We start from the raw sequence: 16,319 nt of genomic DNA, 5'->3' as shown, positions 1-16,319 counted from the left end.
GGACGTGCAGAACCTGTCAGGTGGCACGCCACGAGGCTCCATAATGCTTATTCCGGGAACCACTTCTGGTTGATTTGCTGCCAGGTGCCATCGGCTTTCAACGCCACCAGCGCGTCATTCATCTCTTTTAACAGCGCTGCATTGCCTTTACGCACCGCAATGCCTAAGCCGGTGCCGAAGTATTCGGTATCGGTGATATGTTCACCCACTGGGCTGAGGTCTTCATTGGCTTTTAGCCACTGATTGACCACCGCACTATCGCCAAATACGCCGTTCAGGCGACCATTTTTCAGATCGAGAATCGCGTTCTGATAGCTGTCATAGGCCACGGCGATCACTTCAGGATGTTTCTCCAGCAGGTATTTCTGATGCGTGGTGCCATTCTCCACGCCGACACGCTTGCCTTTCAGTTGGCTGAAGTCGGTGTACTGGCCTTTATGTGCAATCACAATCGCGGAATTTGCGTAGTAGGGCTGAGTGAAATCGACCTGTTTGCTGCGCTCGGCGGTAATATCCATACCCGAGATAACCGCATCATAACGACGGAACTTCAGCGAAGGGATCAGACTGTCAAACGCGTTATTGGTAAAGGTGCAATCCGCTTTCATTTGCTGGCATAAGGCTTTTGCCAGATCGATATCGAAGCCAACGATTTGGTTGTCGTGGTCGAGGGATTCAAACGGGGGATAGGTCGCAGAAGAGGCGAAGCGGATTTTTTCCGCAGCATAAGCATTCATTGCCAGTGTTGCCAGCGCCGCAGCAACAATCCATTTTTTCATTATGTGACTCCTGTAAACCATGCCAGAGATAGAACGGGTTACACGATGCCAGCAAATGAATTTATATGCAAATAATATGATTAAAAAATTACATGCATTATTGGGGCGTAGCAGCGCGAGATATGACGCGTTTGTCCGCAGCACTTTCACCTCAGACAAACGCGATACTTCGCGCCACTACAACACTCAATTACGGTGTTCGAATGCCAATGCGCGCTTTTCGATTAAACGCATCATCAGCGTGAGCAAACCGTTGACCACCAGATAGATCAGCCCGGCAGCAGCATACACCGTGATGTCATAAGTGCGGCCATACAGCAATTGCCCATGCCCCATCACTTCCATTAGCGTAATGGTGTACGCCAGTGAAGTGCTCTTAAACACTAAAACGACTTCGTTAGAGTAAGAGGAGAGGGCGCGTTTAAACGCATACGGCAGCAGGATACGCAGCGTGTCTTTACGGTTCATCCCCAGCGCAGCGCAGGATTGCCATTGACCCGAAGGGATGGCGCGTACTGCACCGTAAAATAGCTGAGTGGTATAGGCTGCACTGTTGAGCGACAGTGCAATCAGCGCGCACAGCCAGGGCTGTGATAGCAGATGCCATAACCACGGCACGTTCTGAATGCTGGGAAACTGGCCGGGACCGTAATATATCAGGAAGATTTGCACCAGCAGCGGCGTGCCGGTGAACACCGTGATGTAGCCTTTCACCAGCCAGTTGAGCACCGGGACTTTCAGTGAGAATACAATGGTACACAGCAGCGACAGCACCAGCGCGGCAATCAGTGACGCAATGGTTAAGGTCAGGCTGGTGTGCAGCCCTTTCAGGAGTTCGGGTAAGTAATCCAGCATGCGTCAGGCCCCCCGCTCGAAACGCGTGGTGCGTGATTCAATACGGCGCAGTATCGCCTGACTGAACAGCGTGATGATCAGGTAGACGGCCGCAGCCACCAGATACCAGGTAAAGGGTTCCTGGGTGCGTGTGGCAATGCTTTTGGTTTGCAGCATGATGTCATTCACGCTAATTAGCGACACCAGCGCAGTATCTTTCAGTAACACCAACCACTGATTGCCCAGGCCCGGCAGCGCATGACGCCACATTTGTGGCATGATCAGGCGGAAAAAAATCGCCGATTTCTTCATACCCAACGCCTGGCCAGATTCCCATTGGCCGACAGGCACTGCTTTCAGCGCGCCACGCAGCGTTTGGGAGGCGTAGGCCGAGTAAAGCATTGCCAGGGCAATGACGCCGCACAGGAAAGGGCTGACGTCGAAGTTTTCAATCTGAACCTGCACGGGAATGCTAAACAAGCCCAGATTGATATGGAAGCCATCGGATAAGGTCAGTAGCAGCTGTGAGGCACCAAAGTAGACAAACAGCACCACCAGAATTTCCGGCAGGCCACGGATCAGTGTCACCAGCCCGGTACCGATCCACGCCAGCGGTTTCCAGCGGACGGTTTCCCAGCCAGCAAAAATCATCGCCAGCACAAGGCCGGCGATCAGTGCACAAACAGCAAGCCCGACGGTCATGCCGGCGGCGCTTGCGAGTGGAATCATTTCATTCATCAAAGATTACTGCTGGAACCATTTGTTGTAGATGGTTTTGTAAGTGCCGTCAGCTTTGATCTTCTCCAGAGCGGTGTTGAATTTGCCCTGCAGCTCAGTGTTGCCCTGACGGACGGCGATACCCAGACCGGTACCGAAGTAATCTTTATCGGTCACTTTCTCACCCAGTGGTGCGAGGTTGGCATTCTGTTTCAGCCATTCGTTCACCACGGCGGTGTCACCGAATACCGCATCAATACGGCCATTTTTCAGGTCCAGAACCGCGTTCTGGTAGCTGTCATAAGGCACAACCGTGATGTCGTTGTGTTTATCAGACAGGTATTTCTGGTGCGTGGTGCCGTTCTGAACGCCAACGCGTTTACCTTTCAGCGCATCCACATTCGCCAGCTTGCCTTTCTGGGCAATAAAGATCGCGGAATTATCGTAGTAAGGCTTGGAGAACAGCACCTGCTTTTCACGCTCTGGGGTGATATCCATACCCGCCATCACGGCGTCAAAACGACGGAACTTCAGGCTGGGGATCAGGCTGTCAAATGCCTGGTTGGTGAAGGTACAGGTCGCATCAATCTCTTTACACAGCGCATTGGCCAGATCGACATCGAAGCCCTGAATTTTGTTGTCAGAATCCACAAATTCAAATGGAGGATATGAAGCTTCAGTGGCGAAACGCAGGGTCTGCGCAGCAGAAGCGCTGAGGCTCAGACCGGCAAGCAGTGCAGCAAGTACGACTTTTTTCATTAGATGCATCCTGACTTAGTGCGAAAGATAATGTGCAAACGCTTCGGTTTGCGGCTGTGTAAAGTGGCTGGCATCGCCTTGCTCAACGATATGGCCGTTCTCCATGTACACCACGCGGCTGGCGGTTTTGCGCGCCACCTCGACTTCGTGGGTTACAATCACCTGGGTGATCTGCGTTTGTGCCAGCTCACGAATGATGCTGACGATCTGCGCGGTGATTTCAGGGTCGAGCGCGGCGGTGGGTTCGTCGAACAACAGCACCTGCGGCTCCATCATCAACGCTCGGGCAATCGCCACACGTTGTTGCTGGCCACCAGAAAGATGCAATGGAAAACGATCGGCAAAGGGGGTCAGACGCAGACGTTCCAGCAGTTTGTCGGCACGCGCACGCGCGGCGTCTTTGCTGAGGCCGAGCACGCGGCACGGTGCTTCAATCAGATTCTGCACCACGGTGAGGTGAGGCCACAGATTGTATTGCTGGAACACCATGCCCACGTTTTGGCGCAGTTCACGGATTGCGCTGTCTGACGGCGCTTTGCTGAAGTCGAAGTGATTCCCGGCAATCTGCAGGCTGCCTGAACGCGGCTGCTCCAGCAGATTGAGGACGCGCAGGAGCGAACTTTTACCCGCGCCACTCGGCCCGAGCAACACCAGCGTCTCTCCCTGCGGACAAGCCAGGTTGATATCGAACAGTGCCTGATGGGCACCGTAAAAACAGTTTATGGCGTTTAGTTGAATACCCATGCGCAAAAAATGAATAGTAATTAGTGCCGCGAATCTTAACGTCACCAGAATAGTTATGCAATTGTGGTGGGTTAAAATTTATTAAACAGCAGTGAAGTCCCAAAAGCGTAGCACAATATCGCGCAGGTCAACGCCTGGAAGGGCTCGCTGGCTGCAATTTATTGATGAAAAATTAACAAAAAACGCCGCAAAGATGCGGCGCGCTTATGTTTAGAACTGAGTGCTGTAAAATTGAACAGCTATTTCTTCTCTTCCAGCAGCTGGCTGAGCGATCCGCCGCCTGCGTGCGGCCAGTCACCGACGTAACGAATATCATCCACCGCCCAGCAGGTTCCTTCGTGAATCATCAATACCTCGTCATGCCAGCTTTTGCCATCACGGCTCAAATCGACTCGCAGTGGGATGTTACGTGCATCGCGATTAGGAATGGTTGAGGCGCTGGCAACATCGGCGGATGTTGGACCCTGCGCGAGGCTGGAGAACAGATCGCCCTGGCTCCATGAGGCAGGTTTGCTGCTCTGCGTGCTGGCGCTCAGCAGTTTTTGATACAGGCGATCGCTCAGGTAAGGGCGATATTTCGCCAGTGCGGTGCTATCGGGCAGACCCTGGCCGGGCTGGCTGATGCGCAAATCGTAAAACTGCTGCGCGACGCTATCTGGGCCACCGTCGGCACAGCTGGCAGTGCGCGGTCCGTTATCCTTGATCACTGGTTCAACGGTGGTACAGGCACTGAGCAGTAACGCAGCGGGAACAAGCAGCGCAAAGGCATTGTTTCTCATCTCGATTTCCTTATTGTTCACTGGCAAAGCGTCATTTTTAGCATAGAGTATAGTCTTGCTTTTACGCCGTACGAGCTGTTCACCTCAGGAGAGAAAAATGAAATTTTCCACCACGCCCACCTTAGAAGGGCACAGCATCAGTGAATATTGCGGTGTGGTTACCGGTGAAGCGATTCTCGGGGCCAACATTTTCCGTGACTTCTTTGCCGGGATTCGCGATATCGTCGGTGGTCGTTCCGGTGCTTATGAAAAAGAGCTGCGCAAAGCGCGACAGATCGCGTTTGAAGAGCTGGAAGAGCAGGCAAAGGCGCTGGGCGCGAATGCGGTCGTCGGCATTGATATCGATTATGAAACCGTGGGCAAAGACAGCAGCATGCTGATGGTCAGTGTGACCGGTACCGCAGTGATTATTCGCTGATGCGTTTTGCTGTTCTGTTGGCGCTGGCGTTTTTACTGAGTGCCTGTCAGTCGTCTGTTGAGCCGCGCAACGGCTACTGGGTCGATACCGCGCATCCGGCGCAGGGTGCGCGGCCACGCATTAAAGTGGTGGTGATCCATTATACCGCCGAAGATCTGCCATCCTCGCTGGCCACGCTCACCGATCGTGAAGTCAGTGCCCACTATTTGATCCCGCAGCAGCCGGCGCAAAAAGGCGGCCAGGGCGTCATCTGGCAACTGGTGCCGGAGCGCGAACTGGCGTGGCATGCCGGGCCGAGTTTCTGGCGCGGTGCGACCCGTATCAATGACACGTCGATTGGGATTGAGATCGTCAATCGTGGCTACACGCGAACATTAACCGGCGTGGAGTGGCAGCCTTTTACGCCCGCGCAAATCAGCGTGCTGGTGGCGCTGGTGAAAGATATCACGCAGCGTTATGCCATCACGCCTGAAAATCTGGTGGGGCACAGCGATATCGCGCCGCAGCGTAAACAGGATCCTGGCCCCCTGTTCCCGTGGCAGCAGTTGGCGCAGCAGGGGCTGGGCGCATGGCCCGATAGCGCCACCGTGCAGCGCTATCTCAATGGGCTCGCAGCGGATGCGCCCATCGATCAGGCCGAACTGCTGGATGTGCTGCAGCGCTATGGTTATGACGTCAATTCAGCGAATACCCCGACAATGCAGCGTAAGCTGATTGCGGCGTTTCAGATGCACTTCCGTGCGCGGGATTATCGAGGCATCGCCGATGCGGAAACGCTGGCGATAGCTCGGGCGCTGCTGGCGAAATACGGTGCAGCGCAGTGAAGAGACGGTGTATGGCATCGCCGATGCGGAAACGCTGGCGATAGCTCGGGCGCTGCTGGCGAAATACGGCGCAGCGCAGTGAAGAGACGGTGTATGGCATCGCCGATGCGGAAACGCTGGCGATAGCTCGGGCGCTGCTGGTGAAATACGGTGCGGCTGAAACAGGGCCTCGCGTTGGTGAGCTTGTGGACGGCCCGAAAGCCGTCCCTGCAAGACACTTTGCGGCCTGTTACGCTAAAAACGCCTGCCAGTGCGCAACCAGACGTTGTAAATCCTGGCGGCTGACATCGAGGTGGGTGGCAATGCGCGTGACCGGACCCACGCTCATCAGCACATCGCCGGAGTGCATCCAGCTTTTCAGTGCGTCAACCTGATCCGCCGGTACTTTCACAAACAACATGTTGGTGTGCTGATTCAGTACCTCAACCCCTATGGCGCTGAGCTGCCCAGCCAGCCAGGCCGCATTGTCATGATCTTCTTTCAGGCGCGCCACGTTGTGCTTCAGCGCGTACAGACCCGCCGCCGCCAGGATGCCCGCCTGACGCATGCCGCCGCCGGTCATCTTACGCCAGCGACGCGCCTGCTCAATGTAGGCTTCATCACCGCACAGCAGTGAACCCACCGGGGTGCCGAGTCCTTTGGACAGGCAGATGGTCAGCGTGTCGCAATAACGCGCGATATCCTTTAGCTCAACATTTTGCGCCACCACGGCGTTGAAGATACGGGCACCATCAATGTGCAGCGCCAGTTTGTGTTCGCGCGTTAACTTCCACGCTTGTTCCAGATAGCTCTGCGACAGCACTTTGCCGTGATGGGTGTTTTCCAGGCTCAGCAGGCGCGTGCGCGCAAAGTGGATATCATCGGGTTTGATAGCGGCAACGATATCCGCCAGCGGCAGCGACCCATCCTCGGCGTGCGAGATCGGTTGTGGCTGAATACTGCCCAGTACCGCCGCGCCACCCGCTTCGTATTTGTAGTTATGTGCCTGTTGACCGACGATATATTCATCGCCGCGCTGGCAGTGACACAGCAGCGCCACCAGGTTGGCTTGCGTGCCGGTCGGGAAGAACAGCGCTGCGGCTTTGCCACTCAGGCGGGCGGCCTCGATTTCCAGCGCATTGACGGTGGGATCGTCACGATAGACATCATCGCCAGTTTCGGCGGCCATCATCGCATCCAGCATGGCGGCACTTGGGCGGGTTACGGTATCACTGCGTAAATCGATCACATCGCTCTCCTGAAACAAAAAAGCGGGCTGAGCGCCCGCGTTGTGAGTTATCTGGCCTGGTTATCCGTTTTACCTCAGCCAGTTGGTTTTCGCCAGTTCAACAATCTCATCACCCCGTCCATTCAGAATCGCGCGCAGCATGTACAGGCTGAATCCTTTGGCCTGCTCGGCTTTGATCTGCGGCGGCATCGACAGCTCTTCCTTAGCGGTGATCGCATCGATCAGTACCGGGCCATCATGCGCAAACGCCTGTTCCAGCGCGCTGTTGAGTTCAGAGGCTTTCTCGACGCGAATGCCTTTAATGCCGCAGGCGGTGGCAATGGCGGCAAAATCCGGGTTCTCCAGATCGGTGCCGTCGGTAAGGTAACCACCGGCTTTCATCTCCATCGCCACGAAGCCCAGCACGCTGTTATTGAAGATCACCAGCTTCACCGGCAGTTTCAGTTGTGCCACCGAAATAAAGTCGCCCATCAACATACTGAAGCCGCCATCACCGCACAGCGCCACGACCTGACGCTGCTTATCGATTGCCTGAGCGCCGAGCGCCTGTGGCATCGCGTTAGCCATCGAACCGTGGTTGAACGATCCCAGCAAACGGCGCTTGCCATTCATCTTCAGGTAACGTGCGGCCCAAACGGTGGGCGTGCCGACATCACAGGTGAAAATGGCATCTTCAGCCGCGTAATGGCTGATTTGCTGCGCCAGATATTGCGGATGAATCGCCTGTTTATCATTGGCGGTGGCCAGCTCATCCAGACCTTTTCGCGCATCTACATAGTGTTCCAACGCGCTGTCGAGATGATGACGATCGTTTTTGCTGTTGAGCTGCGGCTGCAGCGCCTGCAATGTGGCTTTGATATCCCCAATCAGCGCCATATTGACATGGCTGTGTGCGCCAAGGCTGGCGGGATTGATATCAATCTGGATGATATTGGCATCAGCCGGATAAAACGGGCGATAAGGGAACTGTGTGCCCAGCAGCACCAGCGTGTCGGCGTTCATCATGGCGTGATAACCGGATGAGAAGCCGATTAAGCCGGTCATGCCGACGTCGTAAGGATTATCGTACTCGATGTGCTCTTTTCCGCGCATGGCATGCACCACGGGCGCTTTCAGCGTTTCTGCCAGCTTCACCACTTCTGCATGCGCGCCAGCACAGCCGCTGCCGCACATCAAGGTAATATTTTCTGCGTCGTTCAGCGTTTCAGCCAGGCGGGCAATCTCGCTGGCGTTGGGCACAATATGTGGCAACTGCGGTGGATACCATTCACTGCGTGCGCCTTCCGGTGCCGGTTTCAACGCCACATCGCCGGGAATGACAATCACGGATACACCACGATTAAGGATGGCTTTGCGCATCGCAATCCCCAACACTTGCGGCAACTGCTCTGGGTTAGAGACTAATTCGCAGTAATGGCTGCATTCGCGGAATAGCTCCTGCGGATGCGTCTCCTGAAAATAGCCGCTGCCGATTTCGCTGGAAGGGATATGTGCGGCGATCGCCAGTACCGGAACGTGGTTGCGATGACAATCGAACAGTCCGTTAATCAGATGGAGGTTTCCGGGGCCACAGGAACCGGCACATACCGCCAGCTCGCCGCTGATTTGAGCCTCAGCGCCGGCAGCAAAAGCCGCCACTTCTTCATGGCGCGTGGGCATCCATTCGATGGTTCCCATGCGGTTGAGGCTGTCGCTCAGCCCGTTGAGCGAATCGCCCGTCACGCCCCAAATGCGCTTTACGCCCGCATTTTCCAGGGTTTTGGCCAACAGTGCTGCCACAGTTTGCTTCATCATTCGCTCCTTTCTGGTGTTTTGCCATCCATCCCGATGGCGGAAACGTGTCAGTCAGAAAGCGTAGACGATGGAGACGACGCGCAGCCGTGAAAAAATGCGCTCTGCGGTCAGGCGGAGAACAACGCGATAAGAATCGGCGCTAATAAGCTCATGATAAAACCGTGCACGATCGCCGCTGGAACAATCTCCATGCCGCCAGTGCGTTGCAGAATCGGCAGGGTGAAATCCATTGAGGTGGCACCACTCAATCCCAGCGTCATGCTGCGCTGACGGCTGATCAGTAGCGGAATTAACATGATGGTGATCAGCTCACGCAGCAGGTCGTTAAAGAAGGCCGCGCTGCCAATCACCGGGCCGAAGGATTCGGTCATCAGAATACCGGACAGCGAGTACCAGCCGAAGCCACTGGCAAGCGCCAGGCCGGTTTTGATTGGCAAATCGAGCCATAATGCGGCCAGCATTCCGCCGATTAAGGCGCTGCACAGCGACACCGCGGCTACCAGCATGCCGCGACGATTGAGCGTAATTTGACGCAAGGTCATGCCGCTGCTGCGCAGTTGAATGCCGACCAGGAACAACATCAGCATCAGGGCATATTCACTGATGGTTGATGCGTGGCGCAGAATTGACCACTGGCTTAATCCCAACAGGAATCCGCCCAGTACCGAGCCGCACAGCTTGAGGGATTCCAGCGCCATGTGCAGACGTGAAGGCAGGGCTTGCTGCTTGTGCGGGTGATGCCACGGCACGCGCTTCTCCAGTAGCCAGAAAGCCAGCAGAGAACAGGCGAGAATGCACAACATACTGATCAACGCGGTATGAAAAATGGTGAGCAGATTACTGCTGAGGTTATCGAGGAAAGCGAGACTGGTGCCCATAAAAAACAGGATGATGTACACCAGTGCGCTCAGCATGCGGGCGACGCCGCGCAGCAGATTGGCACGGGTCACATGCAGTAAATAGCCAGCAATCAGTGGCAGCAGAATGATGATCAAGCCATACATAGCGCGTTTCCATCCGTGGGAGAGGGCCGCAAGCTAACGGAAAACAGTTGAAGTGTAAACCTTTTACCCGTGCATTAACTTGACCAACTTAACGAGGCGAACCATGCTCAGGCAAAGCACTCAAGGGATAGCATGATGTTTCTGGAACATATCGATATTCGCGGTTTTCGTGGCATCAATCGGCTGTCGTTGCCGCTCACTGATACCAATCTGCTGATTGGTGAAAATGCCTGGGGTAAATCCAGCTTGCTGGATGCGCTGACATTATTACTGGCGCCTGCGACTGAACCTTATCAGTTTACCGAACATGATTTTCACTTCCCACCGGGCGATCTGGAAGCACGCCTGCGCCAGCTGCAACTGGTGTTCCGCTTTCGAGCACAAGCGGGCGATGACGAAGCAGTGTTCCAGCCTTTCTGGCAGCGCGATGAAAACGGGCGCTTTATCCGCTTCAGCACCCGTGCGCGCCGCAACGAGCATGGTGTGAAAACCACCTGGCGCTTCATCGACCAAAATGGCGATGTGCTGGCGATGGAAGGCACTGAGGCGGCGCTGGCCCATCTGCGTGCCTTCTATCCCGTGCTCAGACTGCGCGATGCGCGCTTTGGCCGGCGTGGACGGCACAGCAGCACCGATGCGGACCGCCGGGCCACGACGCTGAGTGAATTGTCACAGGAAGTCGAGAAATTAACCCGGGATTTGGTGGTGCAGCCGCAGAATCTGAGCGACGATTTACTGCGTCAGGGCTTGCACACCATGCAGCAATTGCTGGAGCACTACTTCCTTGTGCAGCAACCGGGGGTCAGCGCGGCGCGTGTCGCACCTGAATTACGCGATGGTTCGCAAGGCTGGCGTTCACTTGACAAGCTTAACCACCTGATTGCGGGAACGGAATCACGCAGTCGGCAGGTCATTTTATTGCGCATGTTCTCTTTACTGATTCAGGCGCACGGCAATGAAGCGCTGCCGCCGGGCGCTCATCCATTGTTGCTGGTGGAGGATCCGGAAACGCGACTGCATCCAATTATGCTGTCAGTGGCGTGGAATCTGCTGGATTTAATGCCGCTGCAAAAAATCACCACCACCAATTCGGGGGAGCTGTTATCTCAGGTGCCGTTAGAGAATATTTGTCGCCTGGTGCGTGAACCTACACGCGTTGCGGCATGGCGGATTGGTCCTGAAGGATTGAGCGCTGAGGAGAGCCGCCGTATTGGCTTTCATATCCGCGTGAATCGCCCCTCGGCACTCTTTGCCCGCTGCTGGTTGCTGGTGGAGGGGGAGACGGAAGTGTGGATCATCAATGAACTGGCACGGCAGCGCGGTTACCATTTTGCGGCCGAAGGGGTCAAAGTCATCGAATTTGCGCAGTCTGGTCTTAAGCCGCTGTTGAAGTTTGCCAGACGCATGGGCATTGCCTGGCATGTGTTGACTGACGGCGACGAAGCGGGCAATAAGTATGCAGCCAGCGCACGGAGCCAACTGCAGGAGCATGAGCAGCAAGACGATCATCTGACGCAGTTCCCGGCTCCGGATATAGAACATTTTCTCTATAAGCAGGGGTTCAGCGACGTTTATCACGACATGGCGCACCTGCCGTTAAACGTGCCGATGAATGCGCGGCGTATTATTACTAAAGCGATTCATCACAGCTCAAAACCCGAATTGGCGATTGCGGTAGCCATGGCGGCGGCAGAGCGTGGGCCGCAGGCGATTCCCTCGTTACTGGATCAGCTGTTTGCTCGCGTGATGTGGTTAGCTCGCGGACGTGCAGATTGAGGGGCGGGAAAATCCGCAAAAGAAAAATGCCAGCGTCTGCGGCTGGCATTTTTTTTCGGGAGTGGTCAGAATGAATGAAGAGGCGCGCGTCAGGCGACTTGCGTGACTTCACAGGGCACAATCAAGCTGGCGTGATTGCCTTTTGGCCCTTCATGGACATCGAACTGAACCTGCTGGCCGGCCTTCAGCGTTCTGTATCCCTCCATCTGAATCGTGGAGTAGTGTGCGAAGATATCGTCGCCGCCGCCAATCGGACAGATAAAGCCGAAGCCCTTGGCGTTGTTGAACCATTTAACAGTACCCGTCTCCATGCTTTTACTTCCCTCGCAAGACATTTTGAACAGTAGGTGAGGTCATTGAAGCTGTGAGTCGAGTTTGTTTAAAACTCAATCAGCTTGTGTAAGTAGAATGTAGAGAAACGGTCCTTATCGTCAAGCAAACGGCCCTGGCGCACGGGGAGAAATTCATCAAAATTTGAGGCAGTTAACGCTATTGCAAATTTTGTGATACAGGTCGCGCATGGGCTTTTAGGGCCGTTTTTTCTTAAGGGAAAGGTGGCTTGACAGACATGTTAAACTTAGGAATGGGCGCAGAAATGCGCGCAATCGTAACGCAGAATTTCGACGGAACATTATGGCAAACACAAACGACTGGCTTAATTTTGAACATCTAGCCGAAGATAAAGTACGCGAAGGGTTAAAGCCGCCTTCAATGTATAAAGTCATTCTGAATAATGACGATTATACACCTATGGAATTTGTTATTGACGTTCTGCAAAAGTTCTTTTCTTATGATGTTGAACGTGCAACGCAACTGATGTTGAAAGTTCACTACCACGGAAAGGCGATTTGTGGTGTATTCACTGCAGAAGTGGCGGAAACCAAAGTCGCCCAGGTGAACAATTACGCACGAGAGAATGAACATCCGTTGCTGTGTACGCTGGAAAAAGCCTGAGCCCGTCTCCATATAGGGGAAAGGTCGTCAGAGCGATAATTGGGGGAGGTGCCAAATGCTCAATCAAGAACTGGAACTCAGTTTAAACATGGCTTTCGCCAGAGCGCGCGAGCACCGTCATGAATTTATGACCGTCGAGCATCTGTTGCTGGCATTGCTTAGCAACCCGTCGGCCAGAGAGGCACTGGAAGCCTGTACGGTGGATATCGTGGCTCTGCGACAGGAACTCGAAGCCTTCATCGAACAAACCACGCCGGTGCTGCCAGCCAGTGAAGAGGAGCGTGATACTCAACCAACGCTCAGCTTCCAGCGCGTGTTGCAACGTGCGGTATTCCATGTCCAGTCATCCGGTCGCAGCGAAGTGGCAGGCGCGAACGTGCTGGTCGCCATTTTCAGCGAGCAGGAGTCTCAAGCGGCTTACCTGCTGCGCAAACACGAAGTCAGCCGCCTCGATGTGGTGAACTTCATCTCCCATGGTACGCGTAAAGATGAGCCGGGCCAGCCGCAGAACAATGCGCAGAATCCGGTTAACGAAGAGCAAGCAGGCGGGGAGGAACGTATGGAAAACTTCACCACCAATCTTAATCAGCTTGCTCGTGTCGGCGGAATCGACCCGCTGATCGGCCGCGATAAAGAGCTGGAGCGTGCCATTCAGGTATTGTGCCGTCGCCGTAAGAATAACCCGCTGCTGGTGGGTGAATCTGGCGTGGGTAAAACCGCGATTGCGGAAGGGCTGGCCTGGCGCATTGTGCAGGGCGATGTTCCGGAAGTGATGAAAGATTGCACCATCTACTCGCTGGATATCGGTTCGCTGCTTGCGGGTACCAAGTACCGTGGTGATTTTGAAAAACGTTTCAAAGCGCTGCTCAAACAGCTGGAACAAGATACCAGTAGCATCCTGTTTATCGATGAAATTCACACCATTATCGGTGCGGGTGCCGCGTCCGGTGGACAGGTGGATGCCGCTAACCTGATCAAACCGTTGCTCTCCAGTGGGAAAATCCGCGTGATGGGTTCAACCACCTATCAGGAGTTCAGCAACATCTTTGAGAAGGATCGTGCGCTGGCGCGTCGTTTCCAGAAGATCGACATTACCGAACCTTCTGTCGAAGAAACCGTGCAGATTCTTAACGGACTGAAACCGAAGTATGAAGCTCACCATGATGTGCGTTATACCGCGAAGGCAGTGCGTGCAGCCGTGGAACTGGCGGTGAAATACATCAACGATCGTCATCTGCCGGATAAGGCGATTGACGTGATAGATGAAGCAGGTGCGCGTGCACGTCTGGTGCCGGTGAGTAAGCGTAAGAAAACGGTCAACGTGTCGGATATTGAATCTGTGGTGGCACGTATTGCGCGTATCCCAGAGCAAAGTGTGTCAGCCACCGATCGCGACACGCTGAAAAATCTCGGCGATCGTCTGAAAATGCTGGTGTTTGGCCAGGATAACGCGATTGAAGCACTGACTGAAGCGATCAAGATGAGCCGTGCCGGTCTCGGTCAGGATCGCAAACCCGTGGGGTCATTCCTGTTTGCTGGGCCAACCGGCGTCGGTAAAACCGAAGTGACGGTTCAGTTGGCGAAGGCCCTGGGGATTGAGCTGCTGCGTTTCGATATGTCCGAGTATATGGAGCGCCACACCGTTAGCCGTTTGATCGGTGCACCTCCGGGATATGTTGGTTTCGATCAGGGTGGTTTGCTCACCGATGCGGTGATTAAGCATCCGCATGCGGTGGTGCTGCTGGATGAAATCGAGAAAGCGCACCCGGATGTCTTTAACCTGCTGCTGCAGGTGATGGATAACGGCATGCTGACCGATAACAACGGCCGCAAAGCGGACTTCCGCAATGTGGTGCTGGTGATGACCACCAACGCCGGTGTTCGCGAAACTGAGCGTAAGTCGATTGGTTTGATTCAGCAGGACAACAGCACCGACGCGATGGAAGAGATCAAAAAGATCTTTACGCCTGAGTTCCGTAACCGTCTGGATAACATTATCTGGTTCCGTCATCTGGATACCGCGGTGATCCATCAGGTGGTGGATAAGTTCATCGTCGAGTTGCAAGCGCAACTGGATGCAAAAGGCGTCTCGCTGGAAGTCAGTGATGATGCTCGTGACTGGCTGGCGGATAAAGGTTACGACAAAGCGATGGGTGCCCGTCCAATGGCACGTGCCGTGCAGGAGAATCTGAAGAAACCACTGGCTAACGAACTGCTGTTTGGTTCATTAGTGGATGGCGGTTCAGTCTCGGTGGCGCTGGATAAAGAAAAAAACCAGCTGACCTACCATTTCCTGAGTGCGGAAAAACGGAAAACCGAAGGGACTGTGCACTGAGTTGCAGATAAGAAAAGGCCGGATGAAAATCCGGCCTTTTTTTTCGCGCTCAGTTAATTGCCACAAACGCGAGATGTGGACAACAACTTAGCGACTACGGAAGACAATGCGGCCTTTGCTCAGGTCGTACGGGGTCAACTCGACAGTCACTTTGTCGCCCGTCAGGATGCGGATGTAGTTTTTGCGCATTTTACCGGAGATATGAGCGGTAACCACGTGCCCGTTTTCAAGTTCTACGCGGAACATGGTGTTAGGTAACGTATCCAGTACGGTACCTTGCATTTCAATATTGTCTTCTTTGGCCATCGAATCCTCTGGGGTGAACTACCAAACTGTTGAACCGGCAAGATAATGCCGAATTCCATGATTTATGTAAAGAACCGTTGGCGATTTTGCCAACGCTTCGCCGTGCGTCGCGCCATTGCGCGTGCATTACGGAAAAATTCGGGTGTTTTTATTGACGTCTGCGGGGGATTAGCGGGCTAAGAAGTTGTCGCAATTGGCATCAAGTGCACAACGGTAACAGCTTCGGGAAATGGATGAGATTCCCAACCTGGCAATTCCGGCTCGCCACAGCGAAGCGCGGACGACATACCAAACTCGCTTATTGTATCACTTTTGTCGGGAATTGTGTGCAAAACATCTGCGAGCAGGGTCAAAAAAGGGTTTGTGTTTGCCAGCAACCGCTTAAAACAGGCTGCCACGCCAGTGTTTGCACGTACTGTAAATAATCGACACGCGGGATTTCAACGGCGCCCAACGAAGCCGTATGTGGGTTAAGCACCTGGCAATCAATCAAGCGTCCCTGATGAGCGAGAAAATGCTGAGAGAACACCCACAGCGCAGTTTTTGACGCATTTTCCTGGCGGCTAAACATCGACTCGCCACAAAAAATCTGCCCAAGCGCCAGACCATACATGCCGCCTACCAGCCGATTATCACTCCAGACTTCAATCGAATGCGCGTGACCCAGCTCGTACAAACGCAGCCAGGCGCGTTTCACCTCAAAGGTAATCCAGGTGCCTTCTTGTCTGCCGCTGGCACAGCCTTCCAGTACCTGCGGGAAAGCATGATTCATGGTAACGCGAAAAGGTGAACGGCGATGAAAACGCGCCATGCTGCGGCTGAGATGAAAAGATTCAGGAAGCATCACGGCACGCGGATCGGGCGACCACCATAGAATCGGATCGCCGGGCGAAAACCAGGGGAAAATGCCGCGCTGATAGGCGTTCATCAGTCGGGCAGGGGAGAGGTCGCCGCCCATCGCCAATAATCCATTCGGCTCGCGCAGCGCCATCTCCGGCGGAGGAAAATTTAATGAATCCCGTGAAAGTTGTACCAGTCTCATTGCGTCAATTACCCTTCGGGCTGCTC

General features: G+C 54.4%; 17 protein-coding genes. 5 read left to right on the top strand and 12 right to left on the bottom strand.

The window, feature by feature from the left end; all coding sequences use genetic code 11:
- Positions 1-47: 47 nt before the first annotated feature.
- From artJ (QMZ65_RS18525) to QMZ65_RS18500, 6 genes are all read right to left on the bottom strand, one after another.
- Entirely contained in the window at positions 48-779 is a 732-nt protein-coding gene (gene artJ / locus QMZ65_RS18525) for an arginine ABC transporter substrate-binding protein (protein WP_097119345.1), read from the bottom strand.
- A gap of 186 nt (positions 780-965) precedes the next feature.
- Positions 966-1,634 carry an arginine ABC transporter permease ArtM gene (gene artM, locus QMZ65_RS18520; RefSeq protein ID WP_283216481.1) on the bottom strand — a complete coding sequence of 223 codons (669 nt, stop codon included), beginning with the start codon at positions 1,632-1,634 and terminating at the stop codon, positions 966-968.
- A 3-nt stretch (positions 1,635-1,637) separates the two neighbouring features.
- Complete coding sequence (artQ, locus tag QMZ65_RS18515) at positions 1,638-2,351, bottom strand: arginine ABC transporter permease ArtQ (protein WP_097119343.1); 714 nt, start codon at positions 2,349-2,351, stop codon at positions 1,638-1,640.
- Positions 2,352-2,357: 6 nt separating this feature from the next.
- The gene (gene artJ / locus QMZ65_RS18510; protein ID WP_034820697.1) at positions 2,358-3,089 is read right to left on the bottom strand and encodes an arginine ABC transporter substrate-binding protein; all 732 of its coding nucleotides are present in this window, start codon (positions 3,087-3,089) and stop codon (positions 2,358-2,360) included.
- 15 nt (positions 3,090-3,104) lie between these two features.
- Positions 3,105-3,833, bottom strand: a complete 729-nt coding sequence (gene artP / locus QMZ65_RS18505; RefSeq protein WP_097119342.1) for an arginine ABC transporter ATP-binding protein ArtP — start codon at positions 3,831-3,833, stop codon at positions 3,105-3,107.
- Between the two features lie 239 nt (positions 3,834-4,072).
- Positions 4,073-4,612 (bottom strand): lipoprotein, encoded by a 540-nt coding sequence (locus QMZ65_RS18500; protein ID WP_097119341.1) that lies wholly within the window; start codon positions 4,610-4,612, stop codon positions 4,073-4,075.
- Between the two features lie 97 nt (positions 4,613-4,709).
- Here QMZ65_RS18500 and QMZ65_RS18495 point away from each other — a divergent pair, with 97 nt between their 5' ends.
- Positions 4,710-5,030 (top strand): heavy metal-binding domain-containing protein, encoded by a 321-nt coding sequence (locus QMZ65_RS18495; protein WP_038647859.1) that lies wholly within the window; start codon positions 4,710-4,712, stop codon positions 5,028-5,030.
- On the top strand, positions 5,030-5,854 hold the full coding sequence (locus QMZ65_RS18490) for an N-acetylmuramoyl-L-alanine amidase (protein WP_160832419.1): 825 nt from the start codon (positions 5,030-5,032) through the stop codon (positions 5,852-5,854). The genes QMZ65_RS18495 and QMZ65_RS18490 overlap by 1 nt, the downstream gene beginning before the upstream one ends.
- A 229-nt stretch (positions 5,855-6,083) precedes the next feature.
- Here the strand turns inward: QMZ65_RS18490 and ltaE are convergent, their stop codons facing one another.
- From ltaE to QMZ65_RS18475, 3 genes are all read right to left on the bottom strand, one after another.
- Positions 6,084-7,082, bottom strand: coding sequence for a low-specificity L-threonine aldolase (gene ltaE, locus QMZ65_RS18485; protein ID WP_166936479.1), 999 nt, complete (start codon positions 7,080-7,082; stop codon positions 6,084-6,086).
- A gap of 69 nt (positions 7,083-7,151) precedes the next feature.
- Positions 7,152-8,873, bottom strand: a complete 1,722-nt coding sequence (poxB, locus tag QMZ65_RS18480; RefSeq protein WP_097119338.1) for a ubiquinone-dependent pyruvate dehydrogenase — start codon at positions 8,871-8,873, stop codon at positions 7,152-7,154.
- A 110-nt stretch (positions 8,874-8,983) separates the two neighbouring features.
- Positions 8,984-9,880 carry a LysO family transporter gene (locus QMZ65_RS18475; protein ID WP_166936476.1) on the bottom strand — a complete coding sequence of 299 codons (897 nt, stop codon included), beginning with the start codon at positions 9,878-9,880 and terminating at the stop codon, positions 8,984-8,986.
- A gap of 135 nt (positions 9,881-10,015) precedes the next feature.
- Between QMZ65_RS18475 and QMZ65_RS18470 the strand changes: the two genes are divergently transcribed.
- Positions 10,016-11,656, top strand: a complete 1,641-nt coding sequence (locus QMZ65_RS18470) for an ATP-dependent nuclease (protein WP_283216496.1) — start codon at positions 10,016-10,018, stop codon at positions 11,654-11,656.
- 89 nt (positions 11,657-11,745) lie between these two features.
- Here the strand turns inward: QMZ65_RS18470 and cspD are convergent, their stop codons facing one another.
- Positions 11,746-11,967 carry a cold shock-like protein CspD gene (gene cspD / locus QMZ65_RS18465; protein WP_038647847.1) on the bottom strand — a complete coding sequence of 74 codons (222 nt, stop codon included), beginning with the start codon at positions 11,965-11,967 and terminating at the stop codon, positions 11,746-11,748.
- Between the two features lie 322 nt (positions 11,968-12,289).
- Between cspD and clpS the strand changes: the two genes are divergently transcribed.
- Together clpS and clpA are read left to right on the top strand one after the other, a co-directional pair.
- Positions 12,290-12,610, top strand: coding sequence for an ATP-dependent Clp protease adapter ClpS (gene clpS, locus QMZ65_RS18460; RefSeq protein WP_034820663.1), 321 nt, complete (start codon positions 12,290-12,292; stop codon positions 12,608-12,610).
- A 55-nt stretch (positions 12,611-12,665) separates the two neighbouring features.
- Positions 12,666-14,945: an ATP-dependent Clp protease ATP-binding subunit ClpA gene (clpA, locus tag QMZ65_RS18455; protein ID WP_283216480.1), complete on the top strand. Its 2,280-nt coding sequence runs from the start codon at positions 12,666-12,668 to the stop codon at positions 14,943-14,945.
- Positions 14,946-15,032: 87 nt separating this feature from the next.
- On the opposite strand, the gene infA is transcribed toward clpA, so the two are convergent.
- Together infA and aat are read right to left on the bottom strand one after the other, a co-directional pair.
- Entirely contained in the window at positions 15,033-15,251 is a 219-nt protein-coding gene (infA, locus tag QMZ65_RS18450; RefSeq protein ID WP_002211347.1) for a translation initiation factor IF-1, read from the bottom strand.
- Positions 15,252-15,600: 349 nt separating this feature from the next.
- Positions 15,601-16,293 (bottom strand): leucyl/phenylalanyl-tRNA--protein transferase, encoded by a 693-nt coding sequence (gene aat / locus QMZ65_RS18445; RefSeq protein WP_034820657.1) that lies wholly within the window; start codon positions 16,291-16,293, stop codon positions 15,601-15,603.
- Positions 16,294-16,319 lie beyond the last annotated feature (26 nt).

The organism is Pantoea sp. EABMAA-21, from assembly GCF_030053335.1.
Classification (GTDB): domain Bacteria; phylum Pseudomonadota; class Gammaproteobacteria; order Enterobacterales; family Enterobacteriaceae; genus Pantoea; species Pantoea communis.
The sequence above is the reverse complement of the archived record's forward strand: the minus strand, read 5'-3'. Positions and strand labels throughout refer to the sequence as shown.